Source organism: Cellulomonas sp. C5510, assembly GCF_019797765.1.
Taxonomy (GTDB): Bacteria; Actinomycetota; Actinomycetes; order Actinomycetales; family Cellulomonadaceae; genus Cellulomonas.
Map to the genome: position 1 here is coordinate 789,245 of NZ_CP081862.1, position 16,932 is coordinate 806,176.

General features: G+C 76.6%; 17 protein-coding genes, 1 tRNA gene and 1 pseudogene. 11 read left to right on the plus strand and 8 right to left on the minus strand.

The window, feature by feature from the left end; translation table 11 throughout:
• Positions 1 to 47 precede the first annotated feature (47 nt).
• The 3 genes from K5O09_RS03570 to K5O09_RS03580 all read right to left on the minus strand — a co-directional run bounded on the left by K5O09_RS03570 (position 48) and on the right by K5O09_RS03580 (position 1,594).
• Positions 48 to 224, minus strand: coding sequence for a hypothetical protein (locus K5O09_RS03570; protein ID WP_222172913.1), 177 nt, complete (start codon positions 222 to 224; stop codon positions 48 to 50).
• A 76-nt stretch (positions 225 to 300) separates the two neighbouring features.
• Positions 301 to 834 carry a large conductance mechanosensitive channel protein MscL gene (mscL, locus tag K5O09_RS03575; RefSeq protein ID WP_222171487.1) on the minus strand — a complete coding sequence of 178 codons (534 nt, stop codon included), beginning with the start codon at positions 832 to 834 and terminating at the stop codon, positions 301 to 303.
• Between the two features lie 58 nt (positions 835 to 892).
• Positions 893 to 1,594, minus strand: a complete 702-nt coding sequence (locus tag K5O09_RS03580; protein ID WP_222171488.1) for an SAF domain-containing protein — start codon at positions 1,592 to 1,594, stop codon at positions 893 to 895.
• An 80-nt stretch (positions 1,595 to 1,674) separates the two neighbouring features.
• On the opposite strand from K5O09_RS03580, the gene K5O09_RS19500 reads away from it, so the two are divergent.
• On the plus strand, positions 1,675 to 1,926 hold the full coding sequence (locus K5O09_RS19500; RefSeq protein ID WP_370635587.1) for a hypothetical protein: 252 nt from the start codon (positions 1,675 to 1,677) through the stop codon (positions 1,924 to 1,926).
• A gap of 62 nt (positions 1,927 to 1,988) precedes the next feature.
• Here the strand turns inward: K5O09_RS19500 and K5O09_RS19505 are convergent.
• Together K5O09_RS19505 and K5O09_RS03590 are read right to left on the minus strand one after the other, a co-directional pair.
• Positions 1,989 to 2,222, minus strand: a pseudogene (locus tag K5O09_RS19505) (FmdB family zinc ribbon protein); the annotation flags it as partial.
• Positions 2,219 to 2,857: a 5-formyltetrahydrofolate cyclo-ligase gene (locus K5O09_RS03590; protein ID WP_222171490.1), complete on the minus strand. Its 639-nt coding sequence runs from the start codon at positions 2,855 to 2,857 to the stop codon at positions 2,219 to 2,221. The pseudogene K5O09_RS19505 and the gene K5O09_RS03590, both read right to left, overlap by 4 nt.
• Before the next feature lie 156 nt (positions 2,858 to 3,013).
• On the opposite strand from K5O09_RS03590, the gene glp reads away from it, so the two are divergent.
• The 6 genes from glp to K5O09_RS03620 all read left to right on the plus strand — a co-directional run bounded on the left by glp (position 3,014) and on the right by K5O09_RS03620 (position 7,985).
• Positions 3,014 to 4,228 carry a gephyrin-like molybdotransferase Glp gene (gene glp / locus K5O09_RS03595; RefSeq protein ID WP_222171491.1) on the plus strand — a complete coding sequence of 405 codons (1,215 nt, stop codon included), beginning with the start codon at positions 3,014 to 3,016 and terminating at the stop codon, positions 4,226 to 4,228.
• Positions 4,228 to 4,833, plus strand: coding sequence for a GNAT family N-acetyltransferase (locus K5O09_RS03600; RefSeq protein WP_222171492.1), 606 nt, complete (start codon positions 4,228 to 4,230; stop codon positions 4,831 to 4,833). The genes glp and K5O09_RS03600 overlap by 1 nt, the downstream gene beginning before the upstream one ends.
• A gap of 102 nt (positions 4,834 to 4,935) precedes the next feature.
• The gene (locus K5O09_RS03605) at positions 4,936 to 6,039 is read left to right on the plus strand and encodes a hypothetical protein (protein WP_222171493.1); all 1,104 of its coding nucleotides are present in this window, start codon (positions 4,936 to 4,938) and stop codon (positions 6,037 to 6,039) included.
• A gap of 58 nt (positions 6,040 to 6,097) precedes the next feature.
• A tRNA-Ala gene (locus K5O09_RS03610) sits at positions 6,098 to 6,173 on the plus strand.
• Between the two features lie 179 nt (positions 6,174 to 6,352).
• Entirely contained in the window at positions 6,353 to 6,910 is a 558-nt protein-coding gene (locus K5O09_RS03615) for a dihydrofolate reductase family protein (RefSeq protein WP_222171494.1), read from the plus strand.
• Between the two features lie 43 nt (positions 6,911 to 6,953).
• Positions 6,954 to 7,985 carry a bile acid:sodium symporter family protein gene (locus K5O09_RS03620; protein WP_370635516.1) on the plus strand — a complete coding sequence of 344 codons (1,032 nt, stop codon included), beginning with the start codon at positions 6,954 to 6,956 and terminating at the stop codon, positions 7,983 to 7,985.
• Positions 7,986 to 8,072: 87 nt separating this feature from the next.
• Here K5O09_RS03620 and K5O09_RS03625 read toward each other — a convergent pair whose 3' ends face one another.
• A complete protein-coding gene (locus K5O09_RS03625; RefSeq protein WP_222171495.1) occupies positions 8,073 to 8,960 on the minus strand; it encodes a DUF4349 domain-containing protein in 888 nt (295 codons plus the stop codon).
• Positions 8,961 to 9,456: 496 nt separating this feature from the next.
• Between K5O09_RS03625 and K5O09_RS03630 the strand changes: the two genes are divergently transcribed.
• Positions 9,457 to 10,935, plus strand: coding sequence for a family 20 glycosylhydrolase (locus K5O09_RS03630; RefSeq protein ID WP_222171496.1), 1,479 nt, complete (start codon positions 9,457 to 9,459; stop codon positions 10,933 to 10,935).
• A gap of 60 nt (positions 10,936 to 10,995) precedes the next feature.
• On the opposite strand, the gene K5O09_RS03635 is transcribed toward K5O09_RS03630, so the two are convergent.
• The gene (locus K5O09_RS03635) at positions 10,996 to 12,828 is read right to left on the minus strand and encodes a dolichyl-phosphate-mannose--protein mannosyltransferase (RefSeq protein WP_222171497.1); all 1,833 of its coding nucleotides are present in this window, start codon (positions 12,826 to 12,828) and stop codon (positions 10,996 to 10,998) included.
• A 65-nt stretch (positions 12,829 to 12,893) separates the two neighbouring features.
• Between K5O09_RS03635 and rsmI the strand changes: the two genes are divergently transcribed.
• The 3 genes from rsmI to K5O09_RS03650 all read left to right on the plus strand — a co-directional run bounded on the left by rsmI (position 12,894) and on the right by K5O09_RS03650 (position 15,912).
• Entirely contained in the window at positions 12,894 to 13,751 is an 858-nt protein-coding gene (rsmI, locus tag K5O09_RS03640) for a 16S rRNA (cytidine(1402)-2'-O)-methyltransferase (RefSeq protein ID WP_255596056.1), read from the plus strand.
• A gap of 106 nt (positions 13,752 to 13,857) precedes the next feature.
• Entirely contained in the window at positions 13,858 to 15,039 is a 1,182-nt protein-coding gene (locus K5O09_RS03645) for an aminotransferase class I/II-fold pyridoxal phosphate-dependent enzyme (protein ID WP_222171498.1), read from the plus strand.
• A 147-nt stretch (positions 15,040 to 15,186) separates the two neighbouring features.
• Positions 15,187 to 15,912 carry a head GIN domain-containing protein gene (locus tag K5O09_RS03650; protein ID WP_222171499.1) on the plus strand — a complete coding sequence of 242 codons (726 nt, stop codon included), beginning with the start codon at positions 15,187 to 15,189 and terminating at the stop codon, positions 15,910 to 15,912.
• A 13-nt stretch (positions 15,913 to 15,925) separates the two neighbouring features.
• On the opposite strand, the gene K5O09_RS03655 is transcribed toward K5O09_RS03650, so the two are convergent.
• Entirely contained in the window at positions 15,926 to 16,870 is a 945-nt protein-coding gene (locus K5O09_RS03655) for a 4-(cytidine 5'-diphospho)-2-C-methyl-D-erythritol kinase (RefSeq protein WP_255596058.1), read from the minus strand.
• Between the last annotated feature and the right edge of the window lie 62 nt (positions 16,871 to 16,932).

Genomic DNA, 16,932 nt, shown 5'->3' on the forward strand with positions numbered 1-16,932 from the left:
CGCCGCGAGGCGGGGGGTGGCGCCCCCGGGACCCGCGGCGGACGGGGTCACCAGTGCGGCGGGACGTCCCGGAGCAGGCGGTCGTCGTTCGAGTCCGACCGGTCGTCACCCCAGCCGCTGTCCGAGTCGTCGGCGCTCCGCCCCGGGATCAGGGGCGTGTCGTCCACCACACGGCGCGTCGGGGGTGTGGTGCCGGGTCGGGGGTCGGTCGGCGGCGTCGTCACCGGGCCAGTGTCCCACCGCCCCGCGGCTCGAGACGTGTCGGCCCGGTGCGACCCCGCGCCGGGCGGGGGGCCGGTGTCAGAGCGGGGGCTGCGGCGCGGCGTGCGCGCCGGGGCCCGAGTCGGCCGGCGGCGTGCCGGGGGCCGGAGGCGGCGTGGCACCCTGCCTCGCGGCGAGCAGGTCGCGGATCTCCTGGAGCAGCAGGATGTCCTCCGACGGACGGGCCGGCTCGGCCTCGATGCCCCGCTTGCGGCGCTCGGCCAGCTTGTTCAGCGGCAGCACGATGACGAAGTAGACCGCCGCCGCGGTGATTAGGAACTGCAGCAGCGCGTCGAGGATCACGCCGACGTTGATCTCGGCGTCGTTCCGGCCGCTGATCACCCAGAGGTTCGAGATGTCCGGCTTGCCGAAGATCATGGCGATCAGCGGGCCGATCAGCCCGGCCTGCACGGCCGCCACCACCGCGCCGAACGCGGCGCCGATGACGACGCCGACGGCGAGCTCGACGGCGTTGCCCCGCGAGACGAAGTCCTTGAACCCCTGGAAGACGCCCGAGAGACCCCGTGCGCGCTCCGTGGTGCTGCGCAGGCCCTGGCGTAGTGCGTCGCTCATGTCGTGAACTCCTCCGGTGCCCGTCGTGAGCACGTCCGGTGCCGGGTGGTCCGGGGCATCATCCCACGATGACCGCGCCGAGCACGCGCGAGGACGCGGACGCCCCCAGGCCCAGCGCGTCCTCGGGCCCGACGGCCAGCAGCACGGGACCGTCGGCGGCGGACGTGCCGAGCAGGCCACCGCCGCGATCGGCGGCGGGCCCCGGGCTGTCCGCAGCCGCCGTGCCCGGCGCGTCACCGGCACCGCTTCCGGCGGGGGCGAGGACGACGGCGCCGCGCGCCAGGCGCTCCGGCTCGTCGCCCTCCCGGACCGGCGCGGCGACGACGTCGACGAGCACGCCCGGACGGAGCAGTGCGGCCACGCCCGCGTCCGCGAACCGCACGGGCACCACGACCGTCCCCTCCGGAGGGACAGCCGTCTCGTCCGTGAGCAGCTCCGGCACGATCGGGAGGCCCTGCGGGACCGCCACGAGGAGCGGCCGCCCCGTGACGTCACCGGAGCGCCGGGGGCCGTCACGCGGCACGAGTGCAGGCGGGACCGGCTGCAGGCGGACGTCCTGCGGCCGCAGGACGGCCCCGGCCTCCAGGTCGCGGGCCGCCACGGGCACCTCGACGGTGGGCGGGTCGGGTGGGCGGACACGCTCGACGACGGAGACCACCGCGAGGGCGGCGCAGACCGCCGCCAGCGGGCGCCGGGCCCGCCAGGCGAGCAGCCGCAGCGCCCGTCGCGCCCGTGGGGGGATCCGTTCGGTGACAGCCATGGCGCGACGCTAGCCGCGGGAGCGCCGACCGCTCAGGTCGCGGAGAGCACGGCTGGGGACGACGGGCGGCAGGGCGCCCTGTGGAGGGGCGGGCACCCACCCCTCGGCGGTGCCGGGCGGCTCAGCCGGCGGCGGGCTTCGCCGCGGAGGAGGACGAGGCCGCCGAGGAGGTCGTCGACGTGCTCGACGACCCGCCGGACGACGACCCCCCGGACGTCCCTCCCGAGCCCGACGAGCCGTTCGACGACGACGAGCCGTTCGACGACGACGCGGCGCTCGACGACGAGCTGCTCGAGCCCGACGTCCGGCCCGACCGGGAGTCGTTCCGGTAGAAGCCCGATCCCTTGAAGACCACGCCGACGGCGGAGAAGACCTTGCGCAGGCGCCCGCCGCAGCTGGGGCACTCGGTGAGCGCCGCGTCGCTGAAGGACTGGTGGATGTCGAAGGCGTGGCCGCACTCGGTGCAGGTGTACGAGTAGGTGGGCACTGCTGTCTCCCGCGGATGACGTGACCTGGTGGGGGAGGTGCCTGCCGTCCGCGCGCTCGTCGGCGGCGTGCCTGGCACTCTCCGTGTCCGAGTGCCAATGATACGCGCCCCGGCAAGCTCACCCCCGGGGTGCGTGGTCACGCCCCCAGGCGGTACCAGCGCTCCGGCGTCGCGACGATGTCGACCGTCCGGTCGTGGGGCTCGCGTGGCAGGGGGCGGACCTCGGCGTCGTAGAGCTCCTCGGCGAACACCAGGGCGATCACGGGCGTGCCGGGGCGCGCGTGCGCGAGGGCGCGGTCGTACCAGCCGCCGCCCTGACCGAGGCGGGTGCCGGTGGTGTCGACGGCGAGCGCCGGGGCGATGATGACGTCGGCCTCGGCGAGCGCCTCCGCACCGAGGGACGGCGTGGAGGGCTCGGGCGGGCGTCCGGGAGCGCGCTGCAGCAGGTCGTGCCGGCCGGCGTAGCGCGCCCACTCGCGCTGCAGCCCCGCGCCGAGCACGGGCAGCAGCACCTCGATCTGCCGTCCCGCCAGGGAGTCGAGCAGCGGGCCGGTGTCGGGCTCGGTGGGACGTGCCGAGTACACCGCGACGCACCGGGCGTCGGCCAGGGCGGGGATCGTCTCGACGACGTCGACGAACGCGTCCGCCGCATCCGTGCGCCTCCGGGCCGACCGGGCCTGCCGGGCCGCCCGCAGGAGGGCCCGGAACTCGTCCTTCACCTCGGTCGCCGTGCTGCCGTCGGAGACGTGCGGGTACGGCTGGGCGACGGCGCTCATGCCCCTAGTGTCGCAAACGCCCGTGGTCGGCAGCAGGACCATCGGCGGACAGCGCGTCGGTGGTCCGCCCTGCCGGGCGGCCGGGAGGGCGGACCAACGTGCACGCCCGGCGCGGTGCGCGCGCCCGCCGCCGTGCCCGCCGGGCAGAATGCGGGCATGAGATCCGTGCAGGACCAGCTCGCGGCCGTGCTGGCCGCGGTGGGCCCGGTCGCCCCGCTCGACGTCGTGCTCTCCGACGCGTCGGGCTGCATCCTCGCCGAGGACCTCGTCGCCCCCGCGGACGTGCCCTCGCGGCCGGTCGCGGCGTGCGACGGGTACGCGGTCGCGAGCGGCGACCTGCACGGTGCGGGAGCCCCGGTGCTCCCGGTCGCCCACGACGTGCTGGCCGGCGACCCGGCCGCGCTGCGTCTCGCCCCCGGCCAGGCCGTGCGGATCGCGTCGGGCGGGCCGGTGCCCGCGGGCGCGGACGCGGTGGTCGCCGCGGAGGACACCGACCGCGGCGCCGTGCGGGTCGCGCTGCACCGGCTGCCCGGTCCCGGTGCGAACGTGCGGCCGGTCGGAGCGGACACCGTGCGGGGAGCGGTCGTCCTGGCGGCGGGCACGCGCCTCGGCGCCCGGCAGCTGGCGGTCGCCGCGGCGAGCGGCCGGGGACGCCTGCGGGTGCATCCCGCCCCGCGCGTGGTCCTGGTCTCGACGGGGTCCGAGCTGGCAGAGCCGGGGACGCCCCGGCGCGACGGCGGCGTCTACGAGGCCGCGGGCCACGCGCTGGAGGCGGCCGTCCGCGACACCGGTGCGACGCCGGTGCGGGTGGGCGTCGTGACCGACGACCGCGCGGTGCTGAGCGAGGCTCTCGAGGACCAGCTCGTGCGCGCGGACGTCGTGGTGACGACCGGTGGGCTGTCCGAGTCGCAGCACGACACCCTCGCCGACGTGCTCGCGCCGCTCGGCACGGTCCGGTTCGACCAGGTGGCGATGGCTCCCGGCTTCCGCCACGGGTTCGGGACGGTGGGCGGCGGCGCCGGTGCGGTGCCGCTCTTCGCGCTGCCCGGCCACCCGGTCGCCGCGCAGGTCGCGTTCGAGGTCTTCGTCCGCCCGGCCCTGCGTGCGATGGCCGGGCACACCGACCTGTTCCGGCCGTCGGTGGCGGCGCGCGCGGACGTGGGCTGGGAGTCGCCGGCGGGGGTGCGGCAGTTCGTCCCCGCCGCCGTCGTGGGCTCGCCGAGCGAGGGCTACCGCGTGACGCCGGTCGGCGACCCGGGTGTGCCCTCGGTGACCGGCCTCGCGCACGCGAACGCCCTGGCCGTGGTCGGCGAGCAGGACACCGCCGTCGTGGCCGGGCAGGTCGTGCACTGCCTGGTGCTGGAGGGCTGATGCCGCGCGGCTGGCCGGTCGTGCTGACCGACGGCGACGTGGCCCTCCGGACGCTGCGCCGCGCCGACGAGGCGTCCTGGATGCGGCTGCGGGCTGCCAACGCCGCGTGGCTCGAGCCGTGGGACGCGACCTCGCCCGAGCCGCTCAGCGGGCGTCGTCCGACGTTCGCGCAGTTCGTGCGGACGCTCGACCGGCAGGCACGCTCGGGGTCGTCGCTGCCGTTCGCCGTCGAGCACGAGGGCGAGCTCGTCGGGCAGCTGACGGTCTCGGGCATCACCTACGGCTCGCTGTACTCCGCGTCGATCGGGTACTGGATCGCGCGGCACGTCGCGGGGCGCGGCATCATGCCCACCGCCGTCGCGCTCGCCACCGACCACTGCTTCGCCGGACTGGGGCTGCACCGCGTCGAGGTGAACATCCGCCCGGAGAACGGCCCGTCGCTGCGCGTGGTGGAGAAGCTGGGGTTCCGGGACGAGGGTCTGCGCGAGCGCTACCTGCACATCCAGGGCCGGTGGTGCGACCACCGGACGTTCGCCCTCACGACCGAGGACGTCCCCGGCGGGCTGCTCGCGCGCTGGCACGCGGCGCGGACGCCGCGCGCCTGACCGGCCGGGCGCGGGACCGGGGAATCACACCGGTGTGATTTCCCCGCGGACACGCCGCGAGGGGTCCGGTCGCACCGCGCGCGCGGCCCCTACCGTCGTGGAGTGTACGAATTCGCCGGACCGACGGCCCTCGTGGTGGTCGTCCTGTGGATCGCGTACCTGGTGCCGCACAAGCTGCGGCACCGGCAGCAGCTGCTCGAGTCGCGGACCGACGACCGGTTCTCCGACGCGTTGCGGGTGCTGGCGGTGACCGGCCCCGCGGGGTCCGGACGGCGCCGGCGCGCGGACGTCGCCCGGGGTGTCCGGCCGGACTGCGGCCCGGTGGACAAGCGAGCCGGGTTGCTCACCCCGGGCACGGGTACCCGGCTCGCCGGAACGGACAGAGGAGCCACGGACGTGGACCGACCGCACGGGACCCAGGACAGGGTCGGCGCCGACGCCGCCCGCCGCGCCGCGCAGCTCCAGGCCGCCCACGCCGCGGCGACGGCACGCCGTGGCGCCGCCGCGCGCCGCCGCGGGGCGCTCGCGGGGGCGCTGCTGCTGGCGTCGGCGGCCGGATGGGTCGTCGTCGCGGCGACCGCCGTCGGCGTGCTCGCCGGGCTGGTGCCGACCGTGCTGCTGGCCACGGTGCTGGGGCTCGGGAGGCACGCCGTCGTGCAGGGCCAGGCCGCCGAGGCCGAGTGGGAGCGCCGGATCGCCGCGGCGCACGAGACCGCCCGCGCCCGCACGACCCGTCCGGCCCGCAGCCACGCCGCCGGCCGGGCGGTCCACCCCTCGTCGGCCGACACCCAGGCCATCACCCGGGTGCGTGCCGACCAGGCGCCTGCCGGACGGCCCGTGCGGGACGGCGGCCGCGAGGGCGACACGTGGTCCCCGGTGGCCGTGCCGCGGCCCACGTACGCGATGAAGGCGCCCGCACCACGCCGCGAGCCCGCTCCGCTGGGCGAGGTCGAGGGTTCGACGCACGCGGCACCGGTGCGGACGCCGGTCGCCGACCGCGACCTCGCGCCCGCGGCCGCGGACGGGCCCGTCGCGGGCGCCGCGAGCTCGGCGGCGGAGCGACCGGCCGAGACCGGTGCGTCGACCGCCGCGGTGGACACGGGCGCGTCCGCCGCGGCGGCCCCGGCCCCGGCGGCGCCGGAGGTCCCCACGGGCTCCATCGACCTGGACGCCGTCCTCGCGCGGCGTCGCGCGGCCGGCGAGTAGCCGCGGCCGGCGGTGTCGTGAGCACCCCTCACCGGGTGCTACGCTGTTCACCGCTCAAGGGGCTGTGGCGCAGTTGGTAGCGCGTCTCGTTCGCAATGAGAAGGTCAGGGGTTCGAATCCCCTCAGCTCCACCAGCAGCACACGAAGGGCCCGCCGTCATGGCGGGCCCTTCGTGCGTCTCCGTCGCCGCGTTCGGCACGGAGCGGCCGGGGCGCGGCGGCCGCGCCGTGCCCCCGGCGCCCCCGGCGCCCTCGGCTTCCGACCGCCGCCCCTGCCCCCCGGGGGTGTCGGACCCCGGCGCTACGGTCGCGCGATGAGGACGATCTACAACACCGCCACGACCCTCAACGGGTACATCGCCGACGAGCGGAACTCCCTCGACTGGCTGTTCGCCGTGGACGACTCGGTGGCGCCCGACCAGGAGGAGTTCCTGGCCGGCATCACGGTGCTGGTGCTGGGGTCCACGACGTACGAGTGGGTGGTCGAGCACGAGCACCTGATCACGCACCCCGAGCGGTGGCCGGGGTACTTCGGCCGACGGCCCCTGTTCGTGTTCACGACCCGTGAGCTGCCGGTGCCCGCCGGAGCGGACGTGCGGTTCGTGAGGGGACCGGTGGCGCAGGTGCTGCCCCGGATCCAGGAGGCGGCGGGCGACGGCGACGCGTGGCTCGTCGGCGGCGGCGACCTGGCCGGGCAGCTGCTCGACGCCGGGGCGCTGGACGAGGTGCAGCTCTCGGTCGCGCCGGCCGCGCTCACCGGCGGCGCCCCGGTGCTGCCGCGGGCCGTCGGGGCGGACCGCCTGCGGCTGCGGACGGTCGAGCGGTTCGGCCAGTTCGCGCACCTGACGTACGACGTGACCCCCGCGGGCTGACGGCGTGACGGGGCGGCCGACCTGCCGGTGGCAGAATGTCCCGGTGCCTGACGCCACCCCGACCCGACCGGGCCGGTGGTCCCGGGTCCGGTCCGCCGTCCGGACGTGGGTGGACCCCCTCGTCGTCATGATCGTCGCCGTGTTCGTCCTGGGGCTGCTGGCCCCGGCGTCCGGGGCGTTCGCGACGGGACTCGACCACGTCACCACCGGTGCCGTCGTGCTGCTGTTCTTCCTGTACGGCGCGCGCATGGCGACCAGCGACGTCTGGGCGGGGCTGCGCAACTGGCGGCTCCAGGGCGGGATGCTCGCCTCCACGTACCTGCTGTTCCCGGTGCTCGGGCTCGGGGCGCAGCTGCTGCCGGAGTCGGTGCTGCCGGGCGACCTGCAGACCGGGCTGCTCTACCTGTCGCTGCTGCCGTCGACCATCCAGTCCTCCGTCGTGTTCACGTCGATCGCCCGCGGCAACATCGCCGGCGCGATCACCGGGGCCACGGTGTCGAACGTGCTCGGCATCGTGCTGACCCCGCTGCTGGTGGGCCTGCTGATGTCGCGCGCCGGCGGGCCCGTCGGCGGCTCCGCGGGCGCCACGCTGCTGCAGCTGCTGCTGCCGTTCGTCGCCGGGCAGGTGCTGCAGCCGTGGATCGGGGGGTGGGTGCGCTCGCACCGGCCCGTGACCCTGCTGACGGACCGCGGGACGATCCTGCTGGTCGCGTACGGCTCGGTGTCCGAGGCCGAGCGGTCGGGCGTGTGGGACGACCTCACCGTGGGCGTCCTCGCGGTGCTGCTCGTGGTGTGCGCGGTGCTGCTCGGCCTCATGCTGCTGGCGACGTGGAGCGGAGGGCGGCTGCTCGGCCTCGGGCGCCGCGACCGCATCGCGCTGCTCATGTGCGGCTCCAAGAAGAGCCTCGCGACCGGCCTGCCCATGGCGAGCGTGCTGTTCGGGCCGGTCGCGGCCGCGGGCGTCGCCCTGCCGGTGATCGTGTTCCACCAGCTCCAGCTCGCGACGTGCGCGGTGATCGCCCGGCGGCTGGCGGCCACCGACCCGGAGGACGAGCGGGCGACCGTCCCCGCCTGACCCGGCTCCCGTCCGGCCTGACGCCCCCGGCCGGCGGGCCGCACCCGACCCGCCGGGCCGACCGCCCCACCGGGCGGGTGACCGCGGTCAGTCCCGTGCGCCGCCCACCACTATCGGTTCGTGCGGACCCGCCGTGCCGCCCCCGGGTGCCTCCTCGTCGGGGCCGCCCTCCGGCCCCCGCCGCGCCCGCCGGCGCCGCAGCACCCGGCGCACCGCGACGACCGCGCCGACGACCAGGGCGGCGACCGCGAGCCAGGGGACGAGCGCGCCGAGCACGAGCAGCGCCACGCCGAGCACCTCGACCAGCGCGTCCCACCCGGACGCCAGCCCGCCGAGGAACCCGGTCCGTTCGTCCGTCGTGGGGGCGGGCGCGCCGTCGCTCCAGATCATGACGTGCAGGGTGGAGAGCGCCACCTGCTCGGCGACGCGCGCCCGCTGCGACTCGAGCTGCTCGAGCGCCGCCTGCCGCTCGGTCAGGGTGTTCTCGGCGCTGATGACGTCCGCCTGCGTGGCGGCGCCGGCGAGGAGGTCCTCCATGCGGGCGACCGACAGCCGCATGGCGCGGATGCGGGCGTCGAGGTCCTGCGCCGCGGCGGTGACGTCCTCGGACCTGAGATCGACCTCCTGCACGTCGCCGAGGTCCTCCAGCGCGTCGAGCACGTCGCTCACGTCGTCCGAGGGCACCCGCACCGTGAGGCTGGCGGACGCGTCGGTGCCGTCCTCCGCCCGCGCGGAGGTCTCCTGGCGCGCGTCCACCCGGCCGCCGGCCCGTTCCACCAGCGCGACGACCCCGTCGGCTGCGCCGCGCGGGTCGGGGGCGGTGAGCGCGACGTCACCGGTCGTGACGACCTGGCGACCCGCGGCGTCCGCGCCGAGGTCGGCCGGGGCGCCGTCCCCGAGGTCGGCAGCGGCCCCGCCCGCGTCGTCCCCGCCGGTGACGGAGCCCTCGCCGGAGAACGCGCCGGTGTCCGTCATCGACGCCCCGCCGGAGTCGGCTCCGCCGCCGGCGCTGCAGCCCGCGACGAGGGTCGCCAGGAGTGCGAGGCCGAGGGCGCCGCGCGCCGCTCCCTTCCGCCACCCGGCCGGCCGCCGGGCCGGGCGGGTGGCGCGCGGTCCCACGGTGGATCCCCGGCGGTCGCGCCCCACCGGGGTCCCTGTCACGTCTCGGCCGATCGGTGCCCGCATGGCTGGACGGTAGTGGGCCGGGTGCCCGCAGCGGGGGCGTCCCGGACCGAAGGAGACCGGATCGTTGCCGTGGTGCCCCGGCCGCGTCCGGCCCGTGACCAGACGGCTCCCAGCAGTCGGTGGCAGGGCACGGCGGGCGGTCGCGGACGCGCTGGTCGCACGCCCCGTCGTGCCCGTCGGTGCGCCCCCGCGCGTCGTCCCCCGCAGTGGCTCCGAGACGGCACACTGGTCCCGGGGGCCGGGCAGGAGTGCGCCCGTCGTCGTCCCGTCGTCCGGAAGGACTCCCGTGCCCACTCCCGTCACCGCCCTGCGTCTGGTCCCTGCCCCCCGGTCGGTGCGCGTGGGAGACGGGCCGCCGTTCGTCGTCTCGGCCGGCACCACCGTCACCGTGGGCGTCTCCCCGGCCGAGGTCTCGCTCGGCGTGCTGGCCGCGGAGGGCCTGAGCCGGGTCACCGGCGCGACCGTGGAGATGCGGTACCGCGACGTCGCCGAGCCCACGCAACCCGGCGACGTGGCGCTGCGGCTCGCGGAGGGACCGGGCACCGAGGAGTACCGCGTGGACGTCGACCAGGACCGCGTGGAGATCAGCGCCGGGTCCGCCGAGGGGTTGATGCGCGGGCTCGCGACCCTGCACCAGCTGCTCCGCCGGGAGGGTGGGACGTTCGTGGCGCCCCCGGTCGTGGTGGAGGACGCGCCCGCGCACGGCTGGCGCGGGCTCTCGGTCGACGTCGCCCGGCACTTCTTCGGGCCGGACGATCTGCGCGTCGTCGTCGACCTGATGGCGGCGTACAAGCTCAACGTGCTGCACCTGCACCTGTCGGACGACCAGGGGTGGCGCCTCGACCTGCCGTCCCGCCCGGCGCTCGCGGCGCGCTCGGGCGGCACCGCCGTCGACGGCGACCCGGGCGGCTTCTTCACGACCGAGGAGTACGAGGCGCTCGTCGCGTACGCCGCGGCGCGCGGGGTGCGCGTCGTGCCGGAGATCGACGTGCCGGGGCACGTGAACGCCGCCCTGCACGCCTACGGCGAGCTGACGCCCGAGGGCGTGCCGACCGAGGCGTACACGGGGATCGACGTGGGCTTCAGCAAGCTGGCGGCGGACCTGCCGGCCACCGAGCCGTTCCTGCGGGACGTGTTCGGGGACGTCGCGGCCGTGACGCCGGGGGAGTACGTGCACATCGGCGGCGACGAGGTGCTCACGATGGGGCACGACGAGTACGCGCGCCTGGTCGCGATGGCCTCCGACGCCGTGCGCGCCGCGGGCAAGCAGGTCGTCGGCTGGCAGGAGATCGCGACGACCCCGCTGGAGCCCGGCACCGTCGTGCAGTACTGGGACACCCGGATGGATCCCGCGCCGTTCGTCGCGGCGGCGCGCGCGGGTGCCCGGCTGCTCATGAGCCCCGGGTCGAAGGCGTACCTGGACATGAAGTACGACGCCGACACCCCGCTGGGCCTGGAGTGGGCCGGCCACATCGAGCTGCGCGACGCCTACGACTGGGAGCCGACCGCGCTGGTGCCGGGGCTGCCCGAGGGATCGGTCATCGGCGTGGAGGCGACGGTGTGGACGGAGACGCTGCGCAGCCTGGACGACCTCATGACGATGCTGCTGCCCCGGCTGGCCGCCGTGGCCGAGGTGGCGTGGACGCGCCCCGAGCAGCGCGACTGGGAGGACTTCCGCGCACGCGTCGCCGCGCACGGCCCGCGGTGGGACGCGCAGGGCCTCGCCTGGTACCCGAGCCTGCAGGTGGACTGGCACGTCGGCTGAGGCGGACGGGGGCGGGGCGGCCCGGGCGCGCCGGGTCCGCCGGGCAGCGGACCGGGCCGCCTAGATCCAGGACCGCAGCCACATGTGCAGGTGCCAGAAGTCGTACGGCACGACCCACGCCGTCCAGACGGGGTAGAAGAACGCGCTGACGGCGAGCACCACGAGCGTCACGGCGACCGTCGTCGCGATCCCCCGGCGGCGTCGCCTGTCGTCCCCGGAGTGCAGCAGCAGGCCGAGCACGTAGACGAGCGCGAGCACCACCCACGGCGCGAACGCGATCGAGTAGAACGTGAAGATCGTGCGGTGCGCGTAGGCGAACCACGGCAGCCACCCCGCGACGACGCCCGACAGCACGGCGCCGGCGCGCCAGTCGCGCCGCACGACGAGGACCACCACCGCGACCACGAGCGCGACTGCGCCGAGCCACCAGAGCACCGGGTTCCCGAGCGACGTGATGGCCTGGGAGCACGCGTCCGCGCCGCAGGCGTCGCGCGCGGCCGCACCGGTCAGCCCGGACACGGAGTCCGGGTAGTAGAACGACGTCGGCCGCCACTGCACGATCCACCCCAGCGGGTGGGCGGCGTACGCGTGCTCGGCGGTCAGGTGGGTGTGGAAGTCCCACATCTGCGTGTGGAAGTGCCACAGCGACCGCAGCGCCGGCGGGAGCCAGGTCACGCCCTCGCCGGGGTGCTCGACGGCCCACTGCCGCAGGTACGCCGCGGGGTGCGCGAACCAGGACCACCACGTGGCGACGTAGACGAGCGCCGCCGTCGGCACCATCACCAGCGCCGCGGGGACGGCGTCGCGCCACAGGGCGGCCAGCGGCCAGCGGCGCACCCCGACGGTGCGGCGCGCGGTCGCGTCCCACGCGACGGACAGCAGGCCGAAGACGGCCAGGACGTACAGCCCGGACCACTTGGTGCCGATCGCCAGGCCCAGCAGCACGGCCGCCGCGAACCGCCACCAGCGCCACCCGAGCCGCGGGCCGAGACCGAGGGGCGCGCCGGAGTCGAGCACGGCGGCCGTCCGCGCGGCGAGCCGGCGGCGCGCCTGGTCGCGGTCCAGCAGCAGCGCGCCGAACGCCGCGAGCGCGAACACCATGAGGAAGCCGTCCAGCAGCCCGGTGCGCGAGTGGACGATGCCCTCGCCGTCCACCGCCAGGAACAGGCCCGCCAGCGTGCCGAGCGCCGTCGACGCGAACAGCCGCCGGCCGATGCGCGCCACCATCAGCACGGCCAGGGTGCCCGCGACCGCGGACGCGAGCCGCCACGCGGCCGACGACCCGATGCCGCCGCCCAGGTGGATCCCGAGGGCCATCAGCCACTTGGCGACCATCGGGTGGACGATGTACTCGGCCTGGTCCTGCAGCGCCGAGCCGTCCCCGGCGGCGAACAGCGGGTTCGCGTCGTCGCCCCAGGTCCCCTCGTAGCCCTGCACGAGCAGCGAGTACGCCTGCTTGACGTAGTAGGTCTCGTCGAAGACCAGCTCGTGGGGCGTCCCGAGCCGCCAGAACCGCAGCACGCCGCCCAGCAGCGTGACGGCGAGCGGCCACAGCCACCCCGTCACGCGTGCGCGGCGCGTCGCACCGAGCAGCAGCGTCCGGGTGCCGAGCAGGGCGACCAGCAGGCGGTCGTGGGTGGAGAGCGCGGCGTCGTCCCCGCCGCCGGCGGCGGCGTGGGCCCGGCGCGACGGGGGCGGGGCGGCCGGGTCGGCGGGGGCCGTCGGGCCGGACCCGACCGCGGGGCCGTGGGCGTCCGCCGTGACGAGGGCGGTCTCCGGCTCCGGCGTCGTCACCGGGTCCCAGCGGTCGGACGCGCGGGGCCGCGCCCCTGCCGGCCCCGGCGGGACGGCCTGCGGCGCGGGCGTCTCGTCGGGCTGCGGCACGTCCGCCATCGTAGGGGCGGCCGCTCAGCGCCACCTGGGAGTCCGCGCACCGAGGAGGTGGCAGGCTGGGCGCCGTGACCCCCTCTGCCACCGGCGCCGGCCGGCTCGTGCTCGCGGCGACGCCCATCGGCGACGTCGAGGACGCCTCCCCGCGGCTGCGTCGGCTGCTGGCGGAGGCCGACGTCGTCGCCGCGGAGGACACCCGGCGGCTGCGGGCGCTCGCCGCGCGCATGGGCGTGACCGTCGGGGGGCGCGTCGTCAGCCACCACGAGCACAACGAGGCCGCGACCACCCCGGAGCTGCTCGACGTCGTCGCCGGCGGCGGCACGGTCCTCGTGGTCACCGACGCGGGCATGCCCGCGGTGTCCGACCCGGGCTTCCGGGTCGTCGCGGCCGCGGTGGAGGCCGGACTGACCGTGACCGCCGCGCCCGGGCCGAGCGCCGTGCTCACCGCGCTCGCGCTGTCCGGGCTGCCGACGGACCGGTTCTGCTTCGAGGGGTTCCCGCCGCGCAAGCCCGGGGAGCGGTCGAGGGCGCTGACCGCCCTGGAGCGCGAGCCGCGGACGATGGTGTTCTTCGAGGCCCCGCACCGGCTGGCGGCGACGCTCGCGGACATGGCGGCGGTGTTCGGGGCGGACCGCCCGGCCGCGGTCTGCCGGGAGCTGACCAAGACGTACGAGGAGGTCGTCCGCGACGGGCTCGGGGCGCTCGCGCAGTGGGCGGCGGACGGCGAGGTGCGGGGTGAGATCGCCGTGGTGGTCGCGGGGGCGCCCGCGCGGGAGGTCGCGTCGACCGCGGACCTGGTGGCCGAGGTGCTCGCACGCGCCGACGCGGGGGAGCGGCTCAAGGACGCGGTCGCCGAGGTGGCCCAGGTCGCCGGCGTGCCGAAGCGGGACCTGTACGGGGCGGCGCTGGCGGCGCGCGCCCGCTGACCGGATCCGGCGCCCGGCACGCCGCTGGGGGCCTGACCTGTGCACCTGCACGGTCCTCCCACCGCGCCTCCACGCACGGGCGTGGCCTCGGGTCTAGCGTCGGGACATGGAGTTCCGACGCATCCCGGGCCTGCCGCCGTACGTGTTCACGATCATCGACACCCTCAAGGTCGAGGCCCGGCGCGCCGGCCGGGACGTGGTCGACCTGGGCTTCGGCAACCCCGACCTGCCGAGCCCGCAGCTCGCGGTCGACAAGCTGGCCGAGGCGGCGCAGAACACCCGCAACCACCGGTACTCCGCGTCCCGCGGCATCCCCAAGCTCCGCCAGGCGGTCGCCGACCACTACCTGCGCCGGTTCGGGGTGACCCTCGACCCGGAGACCGAGGTGATCTCGACGATCGGCGCCAAGGAGGGCTTCAGCCACCTCATGTGGGTGCTCCTGCAGCCGGGCGACGCCGCGCTGGTGCCGACCCCGTCGTACCCGATCCACATCTGGGGCCCGTACTTCGCCGGGGCGGACGCCCGCCAGGTGCCGATCGGCGACGGCACGGACGGCGGCGGCTACGTGGACCGCGTGATGGAGGCGTGGGACCTCGGCTGGCCGAAGCCGCGTGTCGTCGTCCTGTCCTTCCCGCACAACCCGACCACCACGACCGTCGAGCTGCACGACCTGCAGCGGCTGGTCGACTGGGCGCGGGAGCGCGACGTCGTCCTCGTGCACGACCTGGCGTACGCGGACATGAGCTTCGACGGCTGGACGCCGCCGTCGATCATGCAGTGCGTCGGCGCCACGGAGGTCGCGGTCGAGCTGTACTCGATGACGAAGTCGTACTCCATGGCCGGCTGGCGGGTGGCGTTCCTCGTCGGGCGGCGCGACGTCGTGGGTGCGCTCGCGAAGCTCAAGTCGTACCTGGACTACGGCACGTTCCAGCCGATCCAGATCGCGGCGACCGTCACGCTCAACGAGGCGACCGAGTACCCGGCGGAGCTGTCCGCGGTGTACGAGAGCCGGCGCAACGCCCTCGTCGACGGCCTGTCCCGGATCGGGTGGGACATCCTGCGGCCCCGCGGCACGATGTTCGCCTGGGCGCGGATCCCCGAGCCGTACCGGGACCTCGGGTCGATCGAGTTCGCGGAGCTGCTGGTCCGTGAGTGCGACGTCGCCGTCTCGCCGGGAGTCGGGTTCGGCCCGGGTGGCGACGGGCACGTGCGGTTCGCGCTCATCGAGAACGAGCAGCGGATCGCCCAGGCCGTCCGCGGGCTGCGGCGGGGGCTCACCCGGCTCTGACACGACCGCGGCACGGTGCCGCGGCGCGCTCCGGGTGGGGTTCAGGGTGCGCTCCGGGGAGTCCCCGATGCCGCGTCCCCCGGACGGCTGGGAGGCTCGAGGGGACGACGCGGGGACGGCCCCCGGCCGGGGACGAGGAGACGCACGATGGCACCGCTCAGGACGGCACCCCGCAGGACGGCTGCGGCAGCGGCGCTCGGGGCGGCGCTCGCCGTCGCGCTCGGCGGCTGCGTGGCCGGGCCCGGCGGTCCGACGTCGGCCCGGGACGTCGAGGTCGGCGACGTGCACGCGGTGGACCTGGCGACCGGCGGCGACCTCACCGTGCGGCGCGGGGACCGGCCCGGCCTGACGATCACGGCGAGCGAGCGCACCCACGACCGCCTGGTGGTCGAGGAGCGCGACGGCGTGCTGCACCTGGGGGCCGAGGACCGGCTGTTCGGCGGTCTGGGTGACGTCGCGTACGAGCTCGTGCTGCCGCAGCTGGACGAGGTGGCGGTGTCCGGCTCGGGCGACGTCGAGCTGGTCGACGTCACGGGCGGGCGGCTGCGCGTGCTGGTCGAGGGCTCGGGCAGCCTGTCCGCGACCGGCGTGGCCGCGGACCGGGTGGACGTGACGGTCGAGGGCTCCGGCGGCGTCGAGCTGGCGGGCCGGGCGGGTGCGGCCGACCTGAGCATCGAGGGCTCCGGCGACCTGGACCTGGAGGACCTCCGGCTGGAGGAGGCGAACGTCTCGGTGGAGGGCTCCGGCGACGCCGAGGTCAGCGTCCGGGACCGGCTCGCCGTGTCGATCAGCGGCTCCGGGACCGTGCGCTACACCGGCGACCCGCGGGTCGAGCAGGACGTGTCGGGGTCCGGTTCGGTCGAGCGCGGCTGACGTCCGCCGCCGGTCAGAGCACGTCGGAGCCGGCGACCACCCTCGCGCCGGGCACGGGGCCGGAGGCGGTGAGCACGGAGTCGGCGACCCCGGCGGCGGTCATCGCCGCGGCGATCACGAGCGCGTGCTGCCGACTGCGCGCCAGCGCCGCGACCGTCGGGCCGGACCCCGAGACGACCACGCCGAGTGCTCCGGCGTCCTCGGCGACGGCGAGCGTCTCCACCAGGCCGGGCGCGAGCTCCACGGCCGCGTCCTGCAGGTCGTTGTGCAGCAGGGCGCCGACCGCCGGCGCGTCCCCCGCGCGGAGCGCCTGCAGCAGCGCGACGTCGGCGTCGGGCTCCGGCCCCGGGTGGCCGCCGCCGAGCGTGTCGAACTCCTCGAACACGCGCGGCGTCGCGAGCCCCTCGTCCCGGACGCCGAACGCCCAGTGGTACTCGCCGCGGCTGAGGGCGGCGGTGAGCAGGTCGCCGCGACCCGCCCCGACGGCGGTCTGCCCCATGAGCAGGAACGGCACGTCCGAGCCGAGGTCGGCGGCCACCTCGTGCAGCTCCTCCCGCCCGAGGCCCGTGCCCCAGAACGCGTCGCACGCCAGCAGCGCCGCGGCCGCGTCGGCGGAGCCCCCGGCCATGCCACCGGCGACGGGGACCCCCTTGTGCAGGTGCAGGTGCACGCCGTCGGCCACACCGGTGCGGTCGGCCAGTGCCCGCGCGGCGCGCAGGGCGAGGTTGCTGCTGTCGGTCGGGACCAGCTCCGACTGCGGCCCGGAGACCGTGACCCGCAGCTCGTCCGCAGCGGTCGCGACCACGTCCTCGTAGACGGAGACCGCCTGGAACACGGTGGACAGGGGGTGGTAGCCGTCGGGCCGGCGCGCGCCGACCCGGAGGGACAGGTTGACCTTGCCAGGCGCCCGCACGCGGACCTCACGGCCGGTGCGGGGGGCGAGGCGCAGGTCGGTCACGGGACCACTGTGCCAGGTCCGGGCGCTGGTGGCGCGGGGTCGTCGGCCGCGTGCCGGAGGTG

What these genes read in the sequence shown, in the direction of transcription:
- mscL (WP_222171487.1), bottom strand. Translation starts at nt 834, where the DNA reads ATGAGCGACGCACTACGCCAGGGCCTGCGCAGCACCACGGAGCGCGCA.
- K5O09_RS03580 (WP_222171488.1), bottom strand. Translation starts at nt 1,594, where the DNA reads ATGGCTGTCACCGAACGGATCCCCCCACGGGCGCGACGGGCGCTGCGG.
- K5O09_RS03590 (WP_222171490.1), bottom strand. Translation starts at nt 2,857, where the DNA reads ATGAGCGCCGTCGCCCAGCCGTACCCGCACGTCTCCGACGGCAGCACG.
- glp (WP_222171491.1), top strand. Translation starts at nt 3,014, where the DNA reads ATGAGATCCGTGCAGGACCAGCTCGCGGCCGTGCTGGCCGCGGTGGGC.
- K5O09_RS03600 (WP_222171492.1), top strand. Translation starts at nt 4,228, where the DNA reads ATGCCGCGCGGCTGGCCGGTCGTGCTGACCGACGGCGACGTGGCCCTC.
- K5O09_RS03615 (WP_222171494.1), top strand. Translation starts at nt 6,353, where the DNA reads ATGAGGACGATCTACAACACCGCCACGACCCTCAACGGGTACATCGCC.
- K5O09_RS03625 (WP_222171495.1), bottom strand. Translation starts at nt 8,960, where the DNA reads ATGACGGACACCGGCGCGTTCTCCGGCGAGGGCTCCGTCACCGGCGGG.
- K5O09_RS03635 (WP_222171497.1), bottom strand. Translation starts at nt 12,828, where the DNA reads ATGGCGGACGTGCCGCAGCCCGACGAGACGCCCGCGCCGCAGGCCGTC.
- K5O09_RS03645 (WP_222171498.1), top strand. Translation starts at nt 13,858, where the DNA reads ATGGAGTTCCGACGCATCCCGGGCCTGCCGCCGTACGTGTTCACGATC.
- K5O09_RS03650 (WP_222171499.1), top strand. Translation starts at nt 15,187, where the DNA reads ATGGCACCGCTCAGGACGGCACCCCGCAGGACGGCTGCGGCAGCGGCG.